Annotated in this window: 23 protein-coding genes; 13 read left to right on the top strand and 10 right to left on the bottom strand. The window is 56.1% G+C overall.

What is annotated here, in order from left to right; translation table 11 throughout:
- The first annotated feature begins 4 nt into the window (after positions 1 to 4).
- Complete coding sequence (locus ACR3EP_RS08715) at positions 5 to 448, top strand: low molecular weight protein-tyrosine-phosphatase (RefSeq protein ID WP_480639010.1); 444 nt, start codon at positions 5 to 7, stop codon at positions 446 to 448.
- Here ACR3EP_RS08715 and ACR3EP_RS08710 read toward each other — a convergent pair.
- From ACR3EP_RS08710 to ACR3EP_RS08700, 3 genes are all read right to left on the bottom strand, one after another.
- Positions 445 to 1386 carry a LysR family transcriptional regulator gene (locus ACR3EP_RS08710; protein WP_480637344.1) on the bottom strand — a complete coding sequence of 314 codons (942 nt, stop codon included), beginning with the start codon at positions 1384 to 1386 and terminating at the stop codon, positions 445 to 447. The two genes, ACR3EP_RS08715 and ACR3EP_RS08710, sit on opposite strands and share 4 nt — an antisense overlap.
- A gap of 66 nt (positions 1387 to 1452) precedes the next feature.
- The gene (locus ACR3EP_RS08705; protein WP_170351356.1) at positions 1453 to 1758 is read right to left on the bottom strand and encodes a hypothetical protein; all 306 of its coding nucleotides are present in this window, start codon (positions 1756 to 1758) and stop codon (positions 1453 to 1455) included.
- Positions 1755 to 2861 (bottom strand): Hint domain-containing protein, encoded by a 1107-nt coding sequence (locus ACR3EP_RS08700; protein ID WP_425082177.1) that lies wholly within the window; start codon positions 2859 to 2861, stop codon positions 1755 to 1757. The genes ACR3EP_RS08705 and ACR3EP_RS08700 overlap by 4 nt, the downstream gene beginning before the upstream one ends.
- Before the next feature lie 163 nt (positions 2862 to 3024).
- On the opposite strand from ACR3EP_RS08700, the gene lepA reads away from it, so the two are divergent.
- Positions 3025 to 4824, top strand: coding sequence for a translation elongation factor 4 (gene lepA / locus ACR3EP_RS08695; RefSeq protein ID WP_480637342.1), 1800 nt, complete (start codon positions 3025 to 3027; stop codon positions 4822 to 4824).
- A gap of 219 nt (positions 4825 to 5043) precedes the next feature.
- Here the strand turns inward: lepA and ACR3EP_RS08690 are convergent, their stop codons facing one another.
- The gene (locus ACR3EP_RS08690) at positions 5044 to 5505 is read right to left on the bottom strand and encodes a DUF3800 domain-containing protein (RefSeq protein ID WP_480637340.1); all 462 of its coding nucleotides are present in this window, start codon (positions 5503 to 5505) and stop codon (positions 5044 to 5046) included.
- A 938-nt stretch (positions 5506 to 6443) separates the two neighbouring features.
- Between ACR3EP_RS08690 and ACR3EP_RS08685 the strand changes: the two genes are divergently transcribed.
- The 4 genes from ACR3EP_RS08685 to ACR3EP_RS08670 all read left to right on the top strand — a co-directional run bounded on the left by ACR3EP_RS08685 (position 6444) and on the right by ACR3EP_RS08670 (position 8289).
- Entirely contained in the window at positions 6444 to 6764 is a 321-nt protein-coding gene (locus ACR3EP_RS08685; RefSeq protein ID WP_170362554.1) for a hypothetical protein, read from the top strand.
- 99 nt (positions 6765 to 6863) lie between these two features.
- Positions 6864 to 7043 carry a CTP synthetase gene (locus tag ACR3EP_RS08680; protein ID WP_170351351.1) on the top strand — a complete coding sequence of 60 codons (180 nt, stop codon included), beginning with the start codon at positions 6864 to 6866 and terminating at the stop codon, positions 7041 to 7043.
- A gap of 131 nt (positions 7044 to 7174) precedes the next feature.
- Positions 7175 to 7660, top strand: a complete 486-nt coding sequence (locus tag ACR3EP_RS08675) for a hypothetical protein (RefSeq protein WP_480637338.1) — start codon at positions 7175 to 7177, stop codon at positions 7658 to 7660.
- A 179-nt stretch (positions 7661 to 7839) separates the two neighbouring features.
- Positions 7840 to 8289: a hypothetical protein gene (locus ACR3EP_RS08670; RefSeq protein ID WP_170351349.1), complete on the top strand. Its 450-nt coding sequence runs from the start codon at positions 7840 to 7842 to the stop codon at positions 8287 to 8289.
- Between the two features lie 1110 nt (positions 8290 to 9399).
- Here the strand turns inward: ACR3EP_RS08670 and ACR3EP_RS08665 are convergent.
- The 4 genes from ACR3EP_RS08665 to ACR3EP_RS08650 all read right to left on the bottom strand — a co-directional run bounded on the left by ACR3EP_RS08665 (position 9400) and on the right by ACR3EP_RS08650 (position 11632).
- Positions 9400 to 9537, bottom strand: a complete 138-nt coding sequence (locus ACR3EP_RS08665; RefSeq protein ID WP_082643663.1) for an entericidin A/B family lipoprotein — start codon at positions 9535 to 9537, stop codon at positions 9400 to 9402.
- 75 nt (positions 9538 to 9612) lie between these two features.
- Complete coding sequence (locus tag ACR3EP_RS08660) at positions 9613 to 10407, bottom strand: metal ABC transporter permease (RefSeq protein WP_480637336.1); 795 nt, start codon at positions 10405 to 10407, stop codon at positions 9613 to 9615.
- The gene (locus ACR3EP_RS08655; protein WP_480639009.1) at positions 10407 to 11150 is read right to left on the bottom strand and encodes an ATP-binding cassette domain-containing protein; all 744 of its coding nucleotides are present in this window, start codon (positions 11148 to 11150) and stop codon (positions 10407 to 10409) included. Before ACR3EP_RS08655 ends, ACR3EP_RS08660 begins: the two co-directional genes overlap by 1 nt.
- 2 nt (positions 11151 to 11152) lie before the next feature.
- Positions 11153 to 11632 (bottom strand): Fur family transcriptional regulator, encoded by a 480-nt coding sequence (locus ACR3EP_RS08650; RefSeq protein ID WP_480637334.1) that lies wholly within the window; start codon positions 11630 to 11632, stop codon positions 11153 to 11155.
- Positions 11633 to 11727: 95 nt separating this feature from the next.
- On the opposite strand from ACR3EP_RS08650, the gene ACR3EP_RS08645 reads away from it, so the two are divergent.
- Positions 11728 to 12771 carry a zinc ABC transporter substrate-binding protein gene (locus ACR3EP_RS08645; protein WP_480637333.1) on the top strand — a complete coding sequence of 348 codons (1044 nt, stop codon included), beginning with the start codon at positions 11728 to 11730 and terminating at the stop codon, positions 12769 to 12771.
- Positions 12772 to 12783: 12 nt separating this feature from the next.
- Here the strand turns inward: ACR3EP_RS08645 and ACR3EP_RS08640 are convergent, their stop codons facing one another.
- Entirely contained in the window at positions 12784 to 13125 is a 342-nt protein-coding gene (locus ACR3EP_RS08640) for an ArsR/SmtB family transcription factor (protein WP_170351344.1), read from the bottom strand.
- A 310-nt stretch (positions 13126 to 13435) separates the two neighbouring features.
- Between ACR3EP_RS08640 and ACR3EP_RS08635 the strand changes: the two genes are divergently transcribed.
- The 6 genes from ACR3EP_RS08635 (at position 13436) to ACR3EP_RS08610 (ending at position 17186) form a co-directional block, all read left to right on the top strand.
- A complete protein-coding gene (locus ACR3EP_RS08635) occupies positions 13436 to 14068 on the top strand; it encodes an ATP-dependent Clp protease proteolytic subunit (RefSeq protein ID WP_058282412.1) in 633 nt (210 codons plus the stop codon).
- A gap of 134 nt (positions 14069 to 14202) precedes the next feature.
- Positions 14203 to 15468, top strand: a complete 1266-nt coding sequence (gene clpX / locus ACR3EP_RS08630) for an ATP-dependent Clp protease ATP-binding subunit ClpX (RefSeq protein WP_170351343.1) — start codon at positions 14203 to 14205, stop codon at positions 15466 to 15468.
- A gap of 62 nt (positions 15469 to 15530) precedes the next feature.
- Positions 15531 to 15893 carry a RidA family protein gene (locus ACR3EP_RS08625; RefSeq protein WP_480637331.1) on the top strand — a complete coding sequence of 121 codons (363 nt, stop codon included), beginning with the start codon at positions 15531 to 15533 and terminating at the stop codon, positions 15891 to 15893.
- Positions 15894 to 15972: 79 nt separating this feature from the next.
- Positions 15973 to 16356, top strand: coding sequence for an NADH:ubiquinone oxidoreductase subunit NDUFA12 (locus tag ACR3EP_RS08620; protein ID WP_170516968.1), 384 nt, complete (start codon positions 15973 to 15975; stop codon positions 16354 to 16356).
- 12 nt (positions 16357 to 16368) lie between these two features.
- Positions 16369 to 16821: an outer membrane lipid asymmetry maintenance protein MlaD gene (mlaD, locus tag ACR3EP_RS08615; protein ID WP_170379185.1), complete on the top strand. Its 453-nt coding sequence runs from the start codon at positions 16369 to 16371 to the stop codon at positions 16819 to 16821.
- A complete protein-coding gene (locus ACR3EP_RS08610) occupies positions 16818 to 17186 on the top strand; it encodes a DUF2155 domain-containing protein (protein WP_480637329.1) in 369 nt (122 codons plus the stop codon). The genes mlaD and ACR3EP_RS08610 overlap by 4 nt, the downstream gene beginning before the upstream one ends.
- Here the strand turns inward: ACR3EP_RS08610 and aat are convergent.
- A complete protein-coding gene (aat, locus tag ACR3EP_RS08605) occupies positions 17141 to 17773 on the bottom strand; it encodes a leucyl/phenylalanyl-tRNA--protein transferase (protein WP_480637327.1) in 633 nt (210 codons plus the stop codon). The genes ACR3EP_RS08610 and aat overlap by 46 nt on opposite strands.
- Positions 17774 to 17820 lie beyond the last annotated feature (47 nt).

Raw genomic sequence — 17820 nt, 5'->3', positions numbered from 1 at the left:
GCCCATGACCCACCGTATCCTCTTTGTCTGTCTCGGCAATATCTGCCGTTCTCCTGCTGCCGAAGGCGTGTTTCGCGCCCGCGCGCCGCATCACACCACCGATAGCGCCGGAACCTCGGGTTGGCATATTGGTAATCCGCCTTATGGGCCGATGCAGGCAGCGGCACAGGCCCGCGAAATTGACCTTAGCGACCTGCGAGCCCGGCTGTTTGTAGCCGAGGATTTCGAACGGTTCGATTTGATCATCGGTATGGACGCCGAAAACATTGCAAGTATCGAGGCGTTGCGCCCCGCTGGGAGCACTACCCCTGTACAGTTGCTCACCGATTTCGCACCCGAAACGGGTGCCGATCATGTACCCGATCCGTATTACACCCGTGATTTCGACGGGGCGCTGGACCTAATCGAAGCTGCCGTTAAAGGGCTTCACGCGCATCTGCGGGCCTAGCCCATTACTTTCAGTTTATCCGTCAGCCATGGCAGTTGCACCAACGCCGGGTCGACGATCTGATTGCGCATAAGGCGGCGCATCATGCCCGCGACCTCTTGTGGAACCTGATCGGACCAATCGGTGCGCGTGAACAGGGAAATTGTGCGCGAAAACTCTCCGAATGGTACGGGATGGACCGCCAGCGCGTCGTGGAAACGCGCTGCCCGCATATAGCCCAGCGGCGTTGTGATCGCCCAGCCCAACCCGCGTGCGACCATGGCCATTAAGGCAAGATGCGAACCGATCTCGAACCGTTCCTCATATTTCTGTTGCTGCCGCGCCAGATGCGACTCGATTTGGCGGCTGATCAGCTGTTCACGGGCATAGCGCAGAAAGGGCAGGTCCTGCGTGGCATTGTCGACCCCCTTGGGGGTCACCAGAATAAATGGGTCGCGGACCAAGGGATATTCGACCACACCTTCAAGCACTTCGCCGGAATGGGCCGAGACCATCAGGTGCAGGCGTTGCGCTTCCAACTCGGCAAACAGATCCAGGCTGGGCAGGGTAATGAGCTTGAAATTCGACCGTGTCAGGTTGTCGGCCAATAGGGTCGCCAATCGAGGCGTCAGGTCATTGTCAAAGTCGTCGATCAGCCCGATGGACAAAGTGGTGAGGTGCCCCAGGTCCATCACGGTCAACTCGCTTTGTGCTATTTGCAGCTCGGCCAGAACTGACTCGGTTCGTGCCAAAAAGCTGTGCCCGGCCTGGGTGAGCCGCATCGGGCGTCGCCCGTGATCCACCAATTCGGTGCCAAGAGCGTTTTCCAGATTACGCAATTGCTGTGACACTGAAGGCTGGCTGAGCCCGGTGATCTCGGCCGCCTGCGCCACCGATCCTGTCCGCGCCAAGGCTTCGAACACTTCGAGCCCACGCAGGGTCAGCCCTTTCATTACCATTAGATACACCTTTCGCTGCGCCTTTTCTGGGGCGCAGGACGGATCAGGTCAAGGATTCAGAATGCCTTAGCTGCAGATCGCCTGTGCCATCTGGCCAAAGTTCTGATACCGATCCCACAGCGCATCATCGCGCGCAGTTTGCGACATCTTCAACTCTTGCGCCTGGTGGGGGTCGGTGAACCACTTCGCGACGGTTTTCTGATCGCTGCGGGTCAATGCCTGATTGGCCACGCGTTGAATGCAGTTGCATCGATCCCGTGTCGCGGCTGTACGATCAGACGCCAGACACGCCCGTTTGATCTGCGCAGCTTCGACCGGTGCTATCGCCGTCAGAGATGTGGCACATAGTGCGATTAGGAGGAACTTTTTCATGCTCTTGCCTCGTTTTTGCCTGCCCGGAGTGATCTGACGCCCCTCTCGGTCTGCGGCGGAGTATGAATCAATCGGGTTTGCGGATCAATGGACAACAGCGATTGGAGCAAAAATGCGGCCTCACGGCGTTTTAAGGCCAGTCTTGCCGTGTCTGTTGTTTCCATAACACGCCCCGTGAGTTCGGGAAAAAATAGCCTGTCTGGGTTTAGCTGATCCGCCAAACATGCGGTCAGCAGACTTTCGGAGGCTGCGCCGTTCGCCCGGACGACGTTATGCCGTTCCAGTAAAAAGTGATGAAAGCGAGCCGTTCGATCTGTAGCCAGATATGCGATACCGGCATCCACAAGGCTTATGGCGGGGACAAAAACTTCATTCTCTGCGAACAACAACTCGGCCAATGGATGTGAAATCAATATCCTATGTTGCTGGGAGACTTTGAGCGGGGCAAAGTTGGATAGAACGCCAACGGGAATTTTCACTAGTTTGAAGCGGCCTGCAGCAATGACATCCTGGACACCCGTCCATTGCACCGAAACAAACCCATCATCCTGTGTCCAAACCCTGTCACCCGGCTTCAATGCTTCGATTGGCAGGTGACCCTGTTCCGTTTCAATTAAAGTTCCAGCATCATAGCAGATCGGTGTAACATATTCGCTTTCATCAAAGCTCGGGCCTTCCTGCGTGCTGACAACGGTCAAGGGCACGCCAGCGGGGGGAAACTGACCGGGCCCTCCGATAAAGGCAATCCCCTCAACGGTTGCGTATGCTGGAGAAGAGTTGGTTACGTTGAACGCAACCGCCTGCCAAGTGTTCACTCCATCTGTTAAGGTGATGCCGTACTCAGCCTCAACTCGCGTGCCGTCGGTGAATAGCGTGCCGTCTATCGTCTGGTCGCCGTCCAAACGCTGATTTCCATCGTTGTCGGCAAAATTGGTGTCGCTTCCCGCGTCGGTGATGAAGACCTCGGTCGCCGCGCGAGAGTCAATCGTGATCGTCTGACCGATCAAATGTATGCCCGTGCCCTGAGTGATGCCGTCCAACCCCTGAGGCACCGTGATCGACAGTTGGCTTTCACCAAGAACGAAAATCGAATAGTCGGCCAACGTTTAAACTGCTTTCTTGTTAGTGTTCGGGCCAATCAACGGCATAATCCTATCCGTTCGCAAATACTGGGTAAATGCATTTAGGTAGAAAGACCCACTGCGCGCCTATGCTGCAACGCTTCACGGCTTGACGAGACCCAAATCTCCGGACATATCCCAACCCATGACAGACCTCGCTCATATCCGCAATTTCTCCATCGTCGCGCATATCGACCATGGCAAATCCACTCTTGCTGACCGGCTCATCCAAGAGACCGGAACGGTCAAGGATCGCGACATGAAGGAACAGCTGCTCGACAGCATGGATATCGAACGCGAGCGTGGCATCACCATCAAGGCCAACACGGTCCGCATCGACTATACCGCCGACAATGGCGAGCAATACGTGCTGAACCTGATCGACACCCCCGGCCATGTGGACTTCGCCTATGAGGTCAGCCGGTCCATGCGCGCGGTCGAGGGCTCGCTACTGGTTGTGGACTCGACCCAAGGGGTTGAGGCGCAGACGCTGGCGAACGTCTATCAGGCCATCGACGCGGATCATGAGATCGTGCCGGTGCTAAACAAGATCGATCTGCCCGCGTCCGATTGTGACCGCGTGGCCGAACAGATCGAAGACGTCATCGGCATCGACGCGACCGACGCCATTCAGGTCAGCGCCAAGACGGGGCAGGGCATCCATGAGACGCTGGAAGCCATCGTGCAGCAACTGCCCGCACCGCAGGGCAATCTGGATGCACCGCTCAAGGCGATGCTGGTGGATTCGTGGTACGACGCTTATCTCGGCGTCATCGTTCTGGTCCGCATCATGGACGGCACGCTGAAAAAGGGCATGCGGGTCAAGTTCATGTCAAACGGCACCCTGCACCATGTGGACCGCGTCGGTGTTTTCCGCCCTGAGATGGAGATGGTGGACTCGCTTGGCCCTGGTGAGATCGGCTTTCTCACCGCATCCATCAAACAGGTCCGCGACACCCGCGTCGGCGACACCATCACCAATGACCGCAATGGCACCGAACAGGCGCTGACGGGCTTCAAACCCGCGCAGCCGGTGGTGTTCTGCGGCCTCTTCCCCGTGGACAGCGCCGAATTCGAAGACCTGCGTGATGCGATCGACAAGCTGGCGCTCAACGACGCCAGCTTCAGCTTTGAAATGGAAACCTCGGCCGCGCTGGGCTTTGGCTTCCGCTGCGGCTTCCTGGGCCTTCTGCACCTTGAGGTCATCCGTGACCGCATCGAACGCGAATACGATATCGAGCTCATCACCACCGCGCCCTCGGTGATCTATCACGTCTACATGAAAGACGGCGAGATGATCGAGCTGCACAACCCCGCCGACATGCCCGACCCATCCAAGGTCGACCATATCGAGGAACCGCGCATCAAGGCGACCATCCTGGTGCCCGACGAATACCTCGGCGACGTGCTGAAACTCTGCCAGGACCGCCGCGGTATCCAGCTGGACCTGACCTATGCGGGCAGCCGCGCCATGGTCGTCTATGACCTGCCGCTGAATGAGGTGGTCTTTGACTTCTACGACCGCCTGAAATCGGTGACCAAGGGCTATGCCTCGTTCGACTACCAGATGACCGGCTATACCGAGGATAATCTGGTCAAGATGTCGGTGCTGGTGAATGACGAACCGGTTGATGCACTGTCGACCATGGTTCACCGCGACCGGGCCGAGATGCGGGGCCGGGCGATGTGCGAAAAGCTCAAGGACCTGATCCCGCGCCACATGTTCAAAATCCCGATCCAGGCCGCCATCGGAGGCAAGGTCATCGCCCGCGAGACCCTCTCGGCGCTGCGCAAGGACGTGACTGCGAAGTGTTACGGAGGCGACGCCACGCGGAAACGCAAACTGCTGGACAAGCAGAAGGCGGGTAAAAAGAAGATGCGCCAGTTCGGGAAGGTGGATATCCCGCAGGAGGCGTTTATTAGCGCCTTAAAAATGGACAGCTAATGTTGTCCATTTTTAAGGCGGGTGGGCGAAAGCGGTTGGCGCAGCCAACTGCGTGCCCACATTACCATTTCCGTTATGTTAGGTGTTATCTGAACATTTCGCCTCCGGGGCGTTTTGTCAGTGCGTCTGATACAATTATTCCACCACGGCTGCGTCCGCTTGCTTCTTGGTACCGATATTGGATGCCCTTTAACCAAGACTTGTATTTACTTTTTATTTTTACGTAGTTGGGCGAACATGAACCGATTGAATTTGACCTTCGCAATAGGTGTTAATCGAAATCAGAGTCACGAAGGCAGATGCGAGTAGATCTGAAACCTGCAATCCTGCATGGTTGTCGGAGTGCGAGAACGCGGGTAACTCGACTATACGGTCATACGAGTCACCTGTTCCCTTAAACTTCTGGGTAAAGATTGAGTGTGCCACCTGAGTGTTTAAATTGTGTACTCGGCTGTCTGCCACGACAAACCCATAATCGTTATGATACGTCAAATAGCGTTGAAAGTCTGCGTAAATCGATTGCATGGAGGACGTATAAACCGACACGCCATTCATTGTTTGCGCGATACCTTTGATCCAAACGCGACCTACAATTTGTGCGTTTGCTTTGTCTATGAGTTGGGTGGCGGCGTCCATCACACCGAATGTGTCTCGCCAAGTTCCGACTTCCGGAGCACGCATTTTTTCTCAGATCAGAACCTTTGATTTCCGCCCGAATCCAGTCCAGATGAGTAGCGGTGCTAGGAAGTATCTTAGGAAAGAATCGTTGCTTCAGTTCGATCAAATCAGTGGTTAACTGGTGAAGATCGGCGTAATCGATAAAGACCCGGTGATAACTAGAGCTGGCTGTATACTAGATGTGGTAGAAGGCAGGCTGCCGGTGCACCCTGCTTCGTCAATGTAGCAAATTTTCACTGCTCGTTTACCTAATTTTTCTACTTTTCGTTGACACTGACCCTTCTAATAGCCATATGCTGTTTGTAGCAATCGCTATTCGCCGAACTGCAATGCAGGCGGCAAGTCCTATAGCCACCCTTGTGGCTATAGTTGTTTTTAAAGTTAAAATGTTGCGATTGTGCAAATTTGCTGGACTTCTAGGCTACGTCACTTTATGGGCGTAGCCCATCGACGTAGCGCGAAGCTGTGCGTTTTCGCACAGTAATGATGGTGATAGCTGAGTCTTGTCGGCGGTTACTGCCTATTAACATTTAAGAATTCAACTGCCCGGCGATACCGCCGGACCGCGCCGACCCGCCCTGATGAGGCGGCGCGTTTGCGCCCCGGGGCTTCGCCCGTTCGAGGCTGAATTCGTCCACTGGACGAATTCCGAGACGCCGCTCATCCCCTCGGGCCGGCGCTGCCCTCAGTTCTTTTGATCGAACGGTATTCATAATCCGTAGGGCGGGCTTCAGCCCGCCATTCGCCTGACCCAAACCCTACGCGCATGGATCGGAAGGGATGGCGGGCTGAAGCCCGCCCTACGGTGTATTGGTGGGTTGAAAACCCACCCTACGTAGGATGGGTTTTTAACCCATCACCCACACTGTGACCCACCTCACAGCCCCAACCGCACCCTCCTGCTACACTTGACCCAACGGAACCCTCTGCGGGAGGCCCAAATGTCCACGTCCATGATCCCCATCATCGCCCTTGGGTCGGCGGGTCTCTATTCCGTGGCCATGATCGCGATGAAGTTCTGGTGGAAACTCCCCGGCGTGGGTCTTGGCCTGCTGATCGTGGCAACCCTGCTGGCCGGGGCGACGCTGGAGCTTGCCGCGTTGCGCGAGGAACGGTTGGGCATCATCTATACCGGCATTCTGGGGGCCGAGGTCATCCTGATCGCCATCGCCTCGTACTTCCTGTTCGGCGAAAACTTCTCTGGTCGCGAAGTCGCCGGGATTGGCCTTGTCCTGGTCGGCACGGCTTTGGCATGGGCCTGATCGCGCCTCGTACTTCCACTTATTCTGACCCAGATCAAGGATCACCCTCAAGCTTGGTTTTAAGGTGCGCGCAAACAGACTGGAAAAACGAGGCACCCTATGCTGACCCTGATGCTGATCCTTCACATCTTTCTTGGTTCCACCTTTGCCGGGTCCGCTGTAATTGCGGTTTTGGCAATGGGTTACACGTCGGCGACGCATATTCTGGTCGCAGCTGTCGTGGGGTTTGTGGCGGCGTTCCCGGTCTCGTATCTGGTGGCCCGCAAGCTCGAAAGCTGATCCGTGGTGCATAGTTCCCCGCTTTAGACGCACACATCTCAATCTGTTATTGTGTCCGTGGGGGACCGCGTTTGGGCGGCTTTATTCTTCGGGTGCCTGCAACGCATGACCCTCAGAAATGAGAGGTTATTATGCACAAATTCTTAACGACGACCGCAGCCACAGTTCTGACCCTAGGCTTGTCCGCAGGTTTGGCTCAGGCCGAGACCTATGACGCCGCAGCCAAGGGCATGGGGACGAACGCGAACCAGGTCTATGGCATCTCGGACGGGAACGCCGTGGTCAAAACGCAGACCGACTATGACAGTTTCGAAGTTACCGTCGGGCACCCGCTGGAGGGGGCAACGGGTTCGTGCTTCGGTGCGCTGCTGGTCAACGGAGCTGTGGTCTCGGGCACCGGGAATTGTGTGTTCGATACCACCTCGGGCGAAAAGGCGGTGATGACCTGGACGGCCACGGGCCTTGGTGCGGATGGGGCTTTGACGGGCGACTGGACCGTCTCGGGCGGTTCGGGCAGTTGGGCCAGCGCCACCGGAAGCGGGGGTTTTTCGTCGCTGACTGATCCTGACACCAAGAAGTTCGTGAATACGATCACAGGTAGTATCACAATCGAATAGATCAATCTTCACAAAGGCTTGCGACAGGGGGCGCGGGGTTTGACGTGCCCCCGTTCGCTGTGGATGTCTAAGGGGTCCATGAACCAATCATGAAGTTTCCCTCAGGTAAGTTGTAACTGGATCGCGCCCTCCCAATCTGTTGAGCAGGCCAGCATCGGCCCGACAGAAGGAGAGAGCCAATGACCAGATACATGACTGCCGGAGCAGCCGCTCTGGCCACGACCCTCACCCTTGGTACGGCCGCGCTGGCTGATACCGCGCCGGATCTGCGCGGTACCTGGTTGGGCTCGTACACAACCGTTTCACCAAGCCATTATCAACGCGGCGATGAGCCCAGGTTCAATCAGGCTGAATGGATGCTGGATGTCCAGATTCAGGAAGACAACGTGTTCTGGGGTCCCAGCAAATGGCGTCGCGAAGGCGATGCCGAGTGGAACGAAAATGAGGCCACTGGCACCATCAGCCTGGACGGTTCGGGAAGTATCGGGATCATCGAAACCTCGCCCATGATCATCGGCGCAAACGCGTTGATCGACGCCCGGTACGAAGATGGAAAGATCTATGCGGATTTCCGTAGCCTGCGTAACGGAACGACTTACAGCACCGTTCTGGAACGTCAGGTGAACTGAAGCGTTTCCGGCCCGATCGGTCTCTAGGGGGTACTGGCTGCGGTTTGTTGTAGCACGTAATAGGTAATCCTGATCGGGTCGGAGCGCTTCTCAAAAAGCGGAATTAGGATCCCCTCGGTGAGGGGGCGGGTCGGGCGGTGATGGTGCCACCTGCGACAGGGCTCGGATTGGTCTATGCCCAAAAGCGGCGTTCCTCGGTACAGGCCAGCCGGGCTTCGCGATCCTTCAGCGCGGTATTGCAGAAAGTGGGCAATGGCGCTCGACCCAAAACTCACATTATGTTTGCTGCGAAAAGTGGGATCGATTCTTGGAAACTTGCCTCTGGGGATCGGAGAATCTCACGGTTTTTACCAATTTGACCGATTAATGGCCTTTGCACTCGCAGAAAGACTGCAAAATTGCGTTATTGTCGGATGATTTTATTTTTCCACCGCCAAGCTAGTGGCACTTCGAAGTTTCCAGAGTTATCCACATAAGCTTCCCGGCACATATCAACATCTTATCCCCGTCTAATTTTCATGCTGCAGTGCTATTTTCTTGTTCGAGACAGGTCCGAATGTAACAGTCTGATTACTGCAACGGTTCTTCGGAACCTGAGCGGGGCGCAAAGGCCAGGGGGTCAGAGCGATGAGAGCAGATTTTAGGATTTGTTTTTCGTTGCAATGATTTACCGGTGGGCAAATGGCTGATCTAGGTTTCGAATTTGGATCAGGCGATTACCCTCTCAGAAGGTCGGCGCGTGCTGTGTGGTGCCAGCAGGTACGACGCAGCGGCTTTGGCCCTTTAGGGGGCCGGGGCAACTGGCTCGGGACGTTCCTCGGACGTGTCGACCCGGCAAGGCGTCAGGAGTATCCGCAAGGATGCATGCATGGACCGCGTCTGCGCACCTGACGCCTTTTCCTTTTGCCGTACATTGGCTTGAAACAGACTGCCACTCTATCCCCTTTAAAAAAGGGAACGGGGTTCTTGTGTGTACACAAGAACCCCGTCGTGTTGTCAGAAATGCAATACCGCGTCTATGCACCTGTGATCCGCAGTTTACTGTGGATCGTGGCCGGTATCAACTATATGTTGCGGTTCCTGCCTCGACCCAGCAATAAATGGAGTGGTTTACAGGTTTTCCTGCACGTCCGTAGCCGCGCCTTGAATCGCGTCGCCTGCTTTCTCGATGTCTTTGCCAGCGCCCTTTGCGGTTTCACAAGCGGTGAGGGTGAACAGGGCCAGGCCAATCAGAATTGCACGGGTCATCGGTGTCTCCATTTGTGTCAGTTATGTGTTGCGTAGCAGTTTTTCCCGAACGGAACCAGAGCTTTGGGTCCCGTATTATTCCTTGCGGATCAACGGACCAAACAGCGCGGTTGCAACAAAGATCAAAGCCGCCGCACAAACGATGCTGGGCCCGGCTGGCGTGTCGGCCAGATACGCGCCCCACAGCCCGCCCAATGCGGCCACAGAGCCTATGATCGCGGCGTAGAACGCCATGGCTTCGGGTGTTCTGACCAAAGACCGCGCACCCGCTGCTGGGATTACCAGCAAGGCTGCGATCAAAAGAACGCCAACCACCTTGATTGCAACGGCCACGACCAGAGCCATGGCAACGGTCAGCCACATTTCTTCGCGCTTTGGGTCGATATCTGAGGCGTAGGCCAGGTCCGGGTTGAGCGTGGCCACCAACAAGGCCGACCACCTCCAGATCATCAGGGCAAGGATCAATGTGCCGCCAACCCAGATTGTCGTCAAATCGGTTTTGGTGACGGCTAGGATGTCGCCGAACAAAAAGGCGTTCAGATCCAGTCGGACATCCGCCAACAAGGCTACGGTGACCAATCCGGCTGCCAGTGCAGTATGGGCGATGACGCCCAGCAACGTGTCCATGGCAAAACCCTTACCACTCAGCAGCGTCACGGTCAGGCCCATGGCCAAAGCGGCAGCGACAATAGCTGGCAGGAAGGGCAGCGAAAACGCAAGCGCTAGCGCAACCCCCAAAACCGAGGCATGCGCGGTCGCCTCGCCCAGATAAGCCATGCGACGCCAAACCACGAAACAACCCAGAGGGGCCGCCGCAATTGCAACGCCAACCCCTGCAAGGGCGGCGCGTACCATAAAATCGTCCAGCATCAGTTGGTATTGTCCTGTGCGTGATGGTGATCGTGATGGTGGGAATGGCTGTGCTTATGTTGATACAAAGCCATGGTGCCCTTGGTGCCGCTGCCGAACAATGCCCGGTATTCAGGTGCGTCAGCGACAGTGTTGGGCGAACCTTCACAGCATATATGTCCGTTCAGACACAGCACTCGGTCCGAGGCCGCCATGACCACATGCAGGTCGTGGCTGACCATCACGACCGCGCAGCCCAATTCGCGGCGAACCTGCTCAATCCGTTGGTAGAACGCAGCCGCACCGGGTTGATCAAGCCCTTGTGTCGCTTCGTCCAATAGCAGCAGTTGCGGATTTTCTAGCAAAGCACGCGCCAGAAGAACGCGTTGAAACTGGCCGCCGGACAGTTTCGTCATCTGTCTGCTGCGAAGGTCGGGGACGCCGGCAATGTCTAATGCATTGACTGCGTCGCGGGCCGAGATTCGCTTGGGAAGACCTAGAAACCGCTGGACTGTCATCGGCAGGGCCGCATCAAGCGCCAGATTCTGGGGCACATAACCGATACGCAGGCCTGGCGCGCGTTGCACGGTGCCTTGGGCAGGAGAGACCGCACCAATCATCGCGCGCAGAAGGGTCGATTTGCCCGATCCGTTTGGTCCGACAATCGTGACAATCTCGCCTTCGGAAACCGAGGCGTTCACATGTTCAAGAATGGTTCGGCCATCCACGCGAATGGACATGTCCTTCAGAGAGATCAGCGTTATTGTCACGGTTGATCCCCAATGCATTCGGGGCACAGACCTTCGGCTTCGACCACAACCCGCTCGATCCGAAACCCCGAGTTGCTGGCCGCAGCGCCCAAACGCCCCTGCGTCAGCTCGGTTTCAGTTTCGGCTACAGCTTTGCAGGATCGGCAGATCAGGAAGGCCGGAATATGGTCATGGGTCGGGTGGGCGCAGGCGGTATAGGCGTTCAGTTGTTCGATCCGGTGGACAAACCCGTTCTGCACCAGAAAATCCAGTGCGCGATAAGCCACGGGCGGTTGCGAACCCATCCCCTCGGCGGACAGGACGCTGAGGATGTCGTAAGCACCCATTGCCCGATGTTTTTCCAGCAGAATCTCAAGTACGCGGCGCCTGACCGGTGTGAATTGCAGGCGCTGCGCTTTGCACTTTGCGTCGGCCTGAGCCAGGGCTGTGTGAACGCAATGCGTGTGGTCGTGTTGTCTGAAGCCAACTGTGCTCATGGTGATGCGCTCCGGGTATTTTCTGCTTGATATGTTATAACACCAAGCTTATCAAGCGCTCGAAGTATGTGATAACATATCATCTTGGAGTGCGTATGATCCGTTTTTCCCTCTTTGTAATTGGTGCCGGTTTGGCAGGTCAAGCTGCAGCCGAAGCCCCAAAGGTCGCCACTGATATTGCTCCGGTTCATTCCTTGGTGGCACGCGTCATGGATGGGGTAGGATCGCCAGATCTGATCATCCCGCCGGGTGCTTCACCGCACAGTAACGCGATGCGGCCTTCTCAGGCGCGTGCATTGCAATCGGCGGATGTGGTGTTCTGGGTCGGCGAAGAGCTGACTCCCTGGATGGTCAAGCCACTGAGTGCATTGTCCGGGGATGCGCAGCTTGTGACTTTGCTGGATACAGATGGAACAGTTCTGTACGATTTTCGCGATGTTACCGAAGAGGGTCATGAAGAGGATCATCATGATGATCACGATGACCACGCCAAGCATGACGACCATTCTGATCATGACGATCATGATGGTCATGACGATCATGCCGAAGACAAACATGAAGGCCACGACGACCACGAAGAAGGGCACGCAGGCCACGACGATCACGGTCATGACCATGACGGAATTGATCCGCATGCCTGGTTGGACCCCGAAAATGCGCGGGTTTGGATCCAGGTAATCGCGGAAACTCTGGCGACCGCTGATCCGGAAAACGCGCAACAGTATCGAGACAATGCACAGGCCGCCGATGCCGAACTGGCTGGCTTGCAGGATGAAATAGCTGCTGACTTAAGCGGCATGCAGGCACGCAGCTTCATCACATTCCATGATGCCTATCAGTATTTCGAAAAGCGCTTTGGCTTGGAAACCTCTGGATCCGTCAGCTTGGGCGACGCCTCGGCGCCGGGACCCGCGCGTCTGGCCGCCCTGCAGGAAAAAGTCACCGAAGATCAGATCGTCTGCGCCTTTGCGGAACCACAATACGACACTCGTTTGGTGAAAACTGCGATTGAGGGAACGGGCGCCGCAATCTATCATCTGGATCCGATCGGCGTGGCCCTTAACCCTGGCGCAGATCAATATACGGATTTGCTGCGCGCATTGGTCGACGGTTATCAGGCCTGTGCCAACGGATCGTAAAAGGCTGAAAGTTCAGCCTTTTTCCTCGCCACAGAACATGTCGTAGACAAGTTCCAGCATGCGGCGCGGGCGGTCATCCGCCAGACGGTAATAGATCGCCTTGCCCTCGCGGCGGGGCGTCACCAGCCCCTCAAGGCGCAGGCGCGACAATTGCTGGGACACGGCAGCCTGACGCGCCGATAACAATTCTTCCAATTCGGTCACGGATTTTTCGCCAGACACCAGGTGGCACAGGATCATCAGGCGACCTTCATGGCTGATGGCTTTCAGGAAATTCGACGCGCGCGTCGCGTTGTTAACCATCTTGTCGAACGACTCGGGAGGCATATTTTGCGAAAGCTGGGGAAGGGCCATCGTTTGTTTCCTTTTCTACGCGTAAGCGGGGTGGGTGTTGTTTTGAGCGGATCCGATACGCGTTATGTTTGGTTACATATTTTGATCATGTATTTCCATATGCACGGATCAAAATGATGTGATGTGACAGCGATGAGATTTGATGGACATCACCGCGATAACTTTGGCGACAGCGGGATTAAGCCTTAAAACACGGCGATAGGGGGTGAAGTATCCGGTCCCCCTTGCAGCCCCCCGATGGCGACACTAAGACTTGGGTAACGTTTCTTCGGGTAATGTCCCGATCCATAGCAAAGCAGGCAGGTTCAGAATGTTCGATCCAGTTGATACCTATATGAATACGCTCGTCCCAATGGTGGTCGAACAGACCAGCCGGGGCGAACGGGCCTACGATATTTTCTCGCGCCTTTTGAAAGAGCGGATCATCTTCATCAACGGCCCGATCCATGACGGGATGAGCCATCTTGTCGTGGCGCAGCTGCTGCATCTTGAGGCGGAAAACCCCAGCAAAGAGATCTCGATCTACATCAACTCGCCAGGTGGAGTGGTGACCTCGGGTTTGTCGATTTACGACACAATGCAGTATATCAAGCCGAAATGTTCGACATTGGTAATCGGTCAGGCGGCCTCGATGGGGTCGGTTTTGCTGGCTGGGGGCGAAAAAGGTATGCGGTTCTCGCTGCCCAACAGCCGCATCATGGTCCACCAACCCAGCGGCGGGTATCAGGGTCAGGCCAGCGACATCATGATTCACGCAGCTGAGACACAGAAACTGAAGGATCGCCTTTATGACATATACGTGCGTCATACGGGCCAGACCAAAAAGGCAGTTGAAAAGGCACTTGATCGTGACAATTTCATGAGCCCGGAAGAGGCGAAAGATTGGGGTCACATCGACGAAATCGTTGAAAACCGCGCCAAAATGGACGGCGACGAGGCCTGAGTTTAAGCTCCCGGGCCGGTGGTGCGGGGGCGCATTTTGAGATTGTAGCCGTCTCGGTGCTGGCCTAAGCTGCACGAACAGGTGGCAAGCGCGGTTCAGTATGGGCCGCAGGGACGAAGCCCGAAAGGTAGAACATGGCGACGAATTCAGGCGGTGACGGCAAGAACACGCTCTACTGTAGCTTCTGCGGCAAGAGCCAGCATGAGGTGCGCAAGCTGATTGCCGGACCGACCGTGTTTATCTGCGATGAATGCGTCGAACTGTGCATGGACATCATCCGCGAGGAAACCAAGGCCAGCGGTCTGAAGTCCTCGGACGGGGTTCCGACACCGAAAGATATCTGCGAGGTTCTGGACGACTATGTGATCGGTCAGGCGACGGCCAAACGGGTTCTGTCGGTTGCGGTTCACAACCACTACAAGCGTTTGAACCACGCCCAAAAGGCGGGTGGCGATATTGAGTTGGCGAAATCCAACATCCTTCTGATCGGCCCAACCGGTTGCGGTAAAACCTTGCTGGCGCAGACATTGGCTCGGATTCTGGACGTGCCGTTCACTATGGCAGATGCCACCACGCTGACCGAAGCCGGTTACGTGGGTGAGGATGTCGAGAATATCATTCTCAAACTGCTGCAAGCCAGCGAATACAATGTCGAACGCGCGCAGCGCGGCATTGTATATATCGATGAAGTCGACAAGATCACACGCAAGTCCGAAAACCCCTCGATCACGCGCGATGTGTCGGGCGAAGGCGTTCAGCAGGCGCTGCTGAAACTGATGGAAGGCACCGTGGCCAGTGTTCCGCCTCAAGGTGGTCGTAAACATCCGCAGCAGGAATTCCTGCAGGTGGACACGACGAATATCCTGTTCATTTGCGGTGGTGCGTTTGCGGGTCTGGACAAGATCATCGCGCAACGTGGCAAGGGCTCGGCCATGGGCTTTGGTGCTGACGTACGTGACAATGATGAACGCGGTGTGGGCGAAATTTTCAAAGATCTGGAGCCCGAAGATCTGCTGAAATTCGGTCTGATCCCGGAATTTGTCGGTCGTTTGCCGGTTTTGGCAACGCTGGAAGATCTGGATGAGGACGCGCTGGTTACCATTCTGACCAAGCCCAAGAACGCTCTGGTCAAGCAATATCAGCGCCTGTTCGAACTGGAAGATGCCGAGCTGGCGTTTACCGACGACGCGCTGAAGGCGATTGCCAAGAAGGCCATCGAACGTAAGACCGGCGCGCGCGGGCTGCGCTCGATCCTCGAGGACATCCTGCTGGATACGATGTTCGAACTGCCCGGCATGAAAAACGTGACCGAGGTTGTGGTCAACGAAGAGGCTGTGTCGTCCGACAAGCAGCCGCTGATTATCTACGCGGACGCGGCGGAATCGGCCTCGGCCGGTTAAGTTCAAAATGAATTAGCAAACACGGCGCGGCATGGACCGCGCCGTTTTCTTTTGGAGGCATCATGACGATCAAACGTATCTCCTCGGGCGGAGAATTCGAAGCCAAAATAGGCTACTGCCGAGCGGTGGTAGCCGGTGGCTGGGTTCATGTGGCTGGGACGGTCGGGCAGGGCGATGATGTGACCCAACAATGTCGTGCAGCACTGGTGACAATCGAAAAAGCCCTTAGCGAGTCTGGGGCCAGCTTTGCTGATGTTGTTCGCGTAACATACATGCTGCCCGACCGTGCCGAATTTGAACCCTGCTGGCCGATTTTGCGAGAGTATTTTGGCGGCAACCCTCCGGCGACATCCATGATCGAATGCGGGTTGATTGACCCAAAATACCGCATCGAAATCGAAGTAACGGCTTATTTGCCAGAATAGTGAGTGCGGCCCTTGTGACACTGGACCTTGGCGTGGCTTTGGTCCATATCTGCGGGGACAGAAATGCCGGAGGCAGCCGATGGGAATCCTGAACACGCTATTGCGGGCCGTAACCTGGTGGAACGGGGCGACTCTGAACACGCAGATCTATACCGCACGCAAGGGTGTTAAGGTCGGCGAGGATAACGAAGGCAACGTTTTCTACAAGAACGCCGATGACAGCAAGCGCTGGGTGATTTTCAACGGCGAAGCCGAGGCGAGCCGGATCGATCCGGATTGGCACGGTTGGCTGCACCGTACCTGGGACGAGCCGCCAACCGACAAACCGTTACAGCACAAATCCTGGGAGAAACCCCATCAAGAAAACCTGACGGGTACCGCATTGGCTTATGCGCCCGCGGGATCTCTGCGTCGGCAAGACCCGATCGAGCGCAAAGATTACGAGGCCTGGAGCCCGGAATAAACGAGGCGAGCAATGTCTACTTATAATGTGACCGAAGTTCTTGTCGGTGGGGCCGTATTGGCCTGCGCCGTTGCCTTTGGGGTCTATGCAAGCCAATCCACCGGTCTGTCGCAAGGCGGTGAAGGGTATCAACTGGGGGCGTCCTTCCGGTCGCTGGAAGGTGTCGGTGTCGGCACGGATGTACGTCTGGCCGGGGTCAAGATCGGCACGGTAACCGGTGTTACCCTAAACGCAGACACCTATCGTGCGGACACGACATTCACGATCCGGGACGGTATTCTGGTGCCTGATGACAGCGCCATCGTGATCTCTTCCGAAGGGCTGCTGGGCGGCAATTTCGTTGAGGTGATGCCCGGTGGTTCGCCTTTCTATTTCGAGCCGGGCGATCAGGTCGAAGATACCCAAGGCGCGGTGAGCCTGATCTCACTACTGGTCAAATTCGTGGCCGGGGATAGCAGCGAATGAGGCGTTTCGCCCTGATCGCTGCGCTGCTGGTCGCCTCTGGCACATCAGCTCAGGAAAAGGTTCAATCCGCCCCCGGAGCAATCCTGCGGGGCCTGGACAAAGTCAGCGGCCAAACCGTCGATGTCGAAATGCAAAACGGTCAGACCGGAGAGGTATTCGGTCTGGATGTTGCATTGGGGGATTGCCGCTATCCTGTCGAAAACCCGACAGGTGATGCGTTTGCCTATCTTACGATCTGGGAAAAAGGTAAGTCGGATCAATTGTTTGACGGCTGGATGATTGCAACGTCTCCAGCCCTGAACGCGCTGGATCATGCGCGCTATGACGTCTGGGTGATCCGCTGTATTACGCCCTCGGGCAACTGAACCAAAGGCGTGGTAAAATCTGCGTTGGTGTTCAATGCCTCGTCCAAGTCCTGACGGTATTGCGAGCGCGGAATTTCGATTGCACCCAAGGACGCCAGATGAGTTGTCAGAAACTGCGTATCAAACAGCCGAAACCCGGTTTGGCGCAGTCGGTCCACCAGATAGGCCAGCGCGATTTTTGACGCATCTGTTCGGCGTGAGAACATGCTTTCCCCAAAGAATGCAGCGCCCAATGTAACGCCGTAAACACCGCCAACCAATTGATCTTTTTCCCAAATCTCCAGAGAATGCGCATAGCCTGACTGATGAACTTGTATGTACAGCTCGCGAAGTTCGGCATTGATCCAGGTGTCGGCGCGATCTGCGCAGCCGTCGACCACCCCGGTAAAATCCTGATCTATGGTGACAGAGAACCCGCAATTTCGGATGCGGCGAGCCAGACTGCGCGAGACGTGGAATCCATCCAAGGGAAAGACTCCGCGAAACTTGGGATCAACCCAGAACAATTCAGGCGCGTCACGATTTTCGGCCATCGGAAAAATGCCAATGGAATAGCCGTGCAGTAAAAGTTCCGGGGAAAGGCTCATGCGGAATGCTCGAAGGGCGAAGGACTGTAGCCCTTCGCCCCCAGTAG

The organism is Ruegeria sp. BB10 (genome assembly GCF_056535725.1).
Note: the sequence above shows the minus strand (reverse complement) of the source record. Positions and strands in the feature narration are given on the sequence as shown.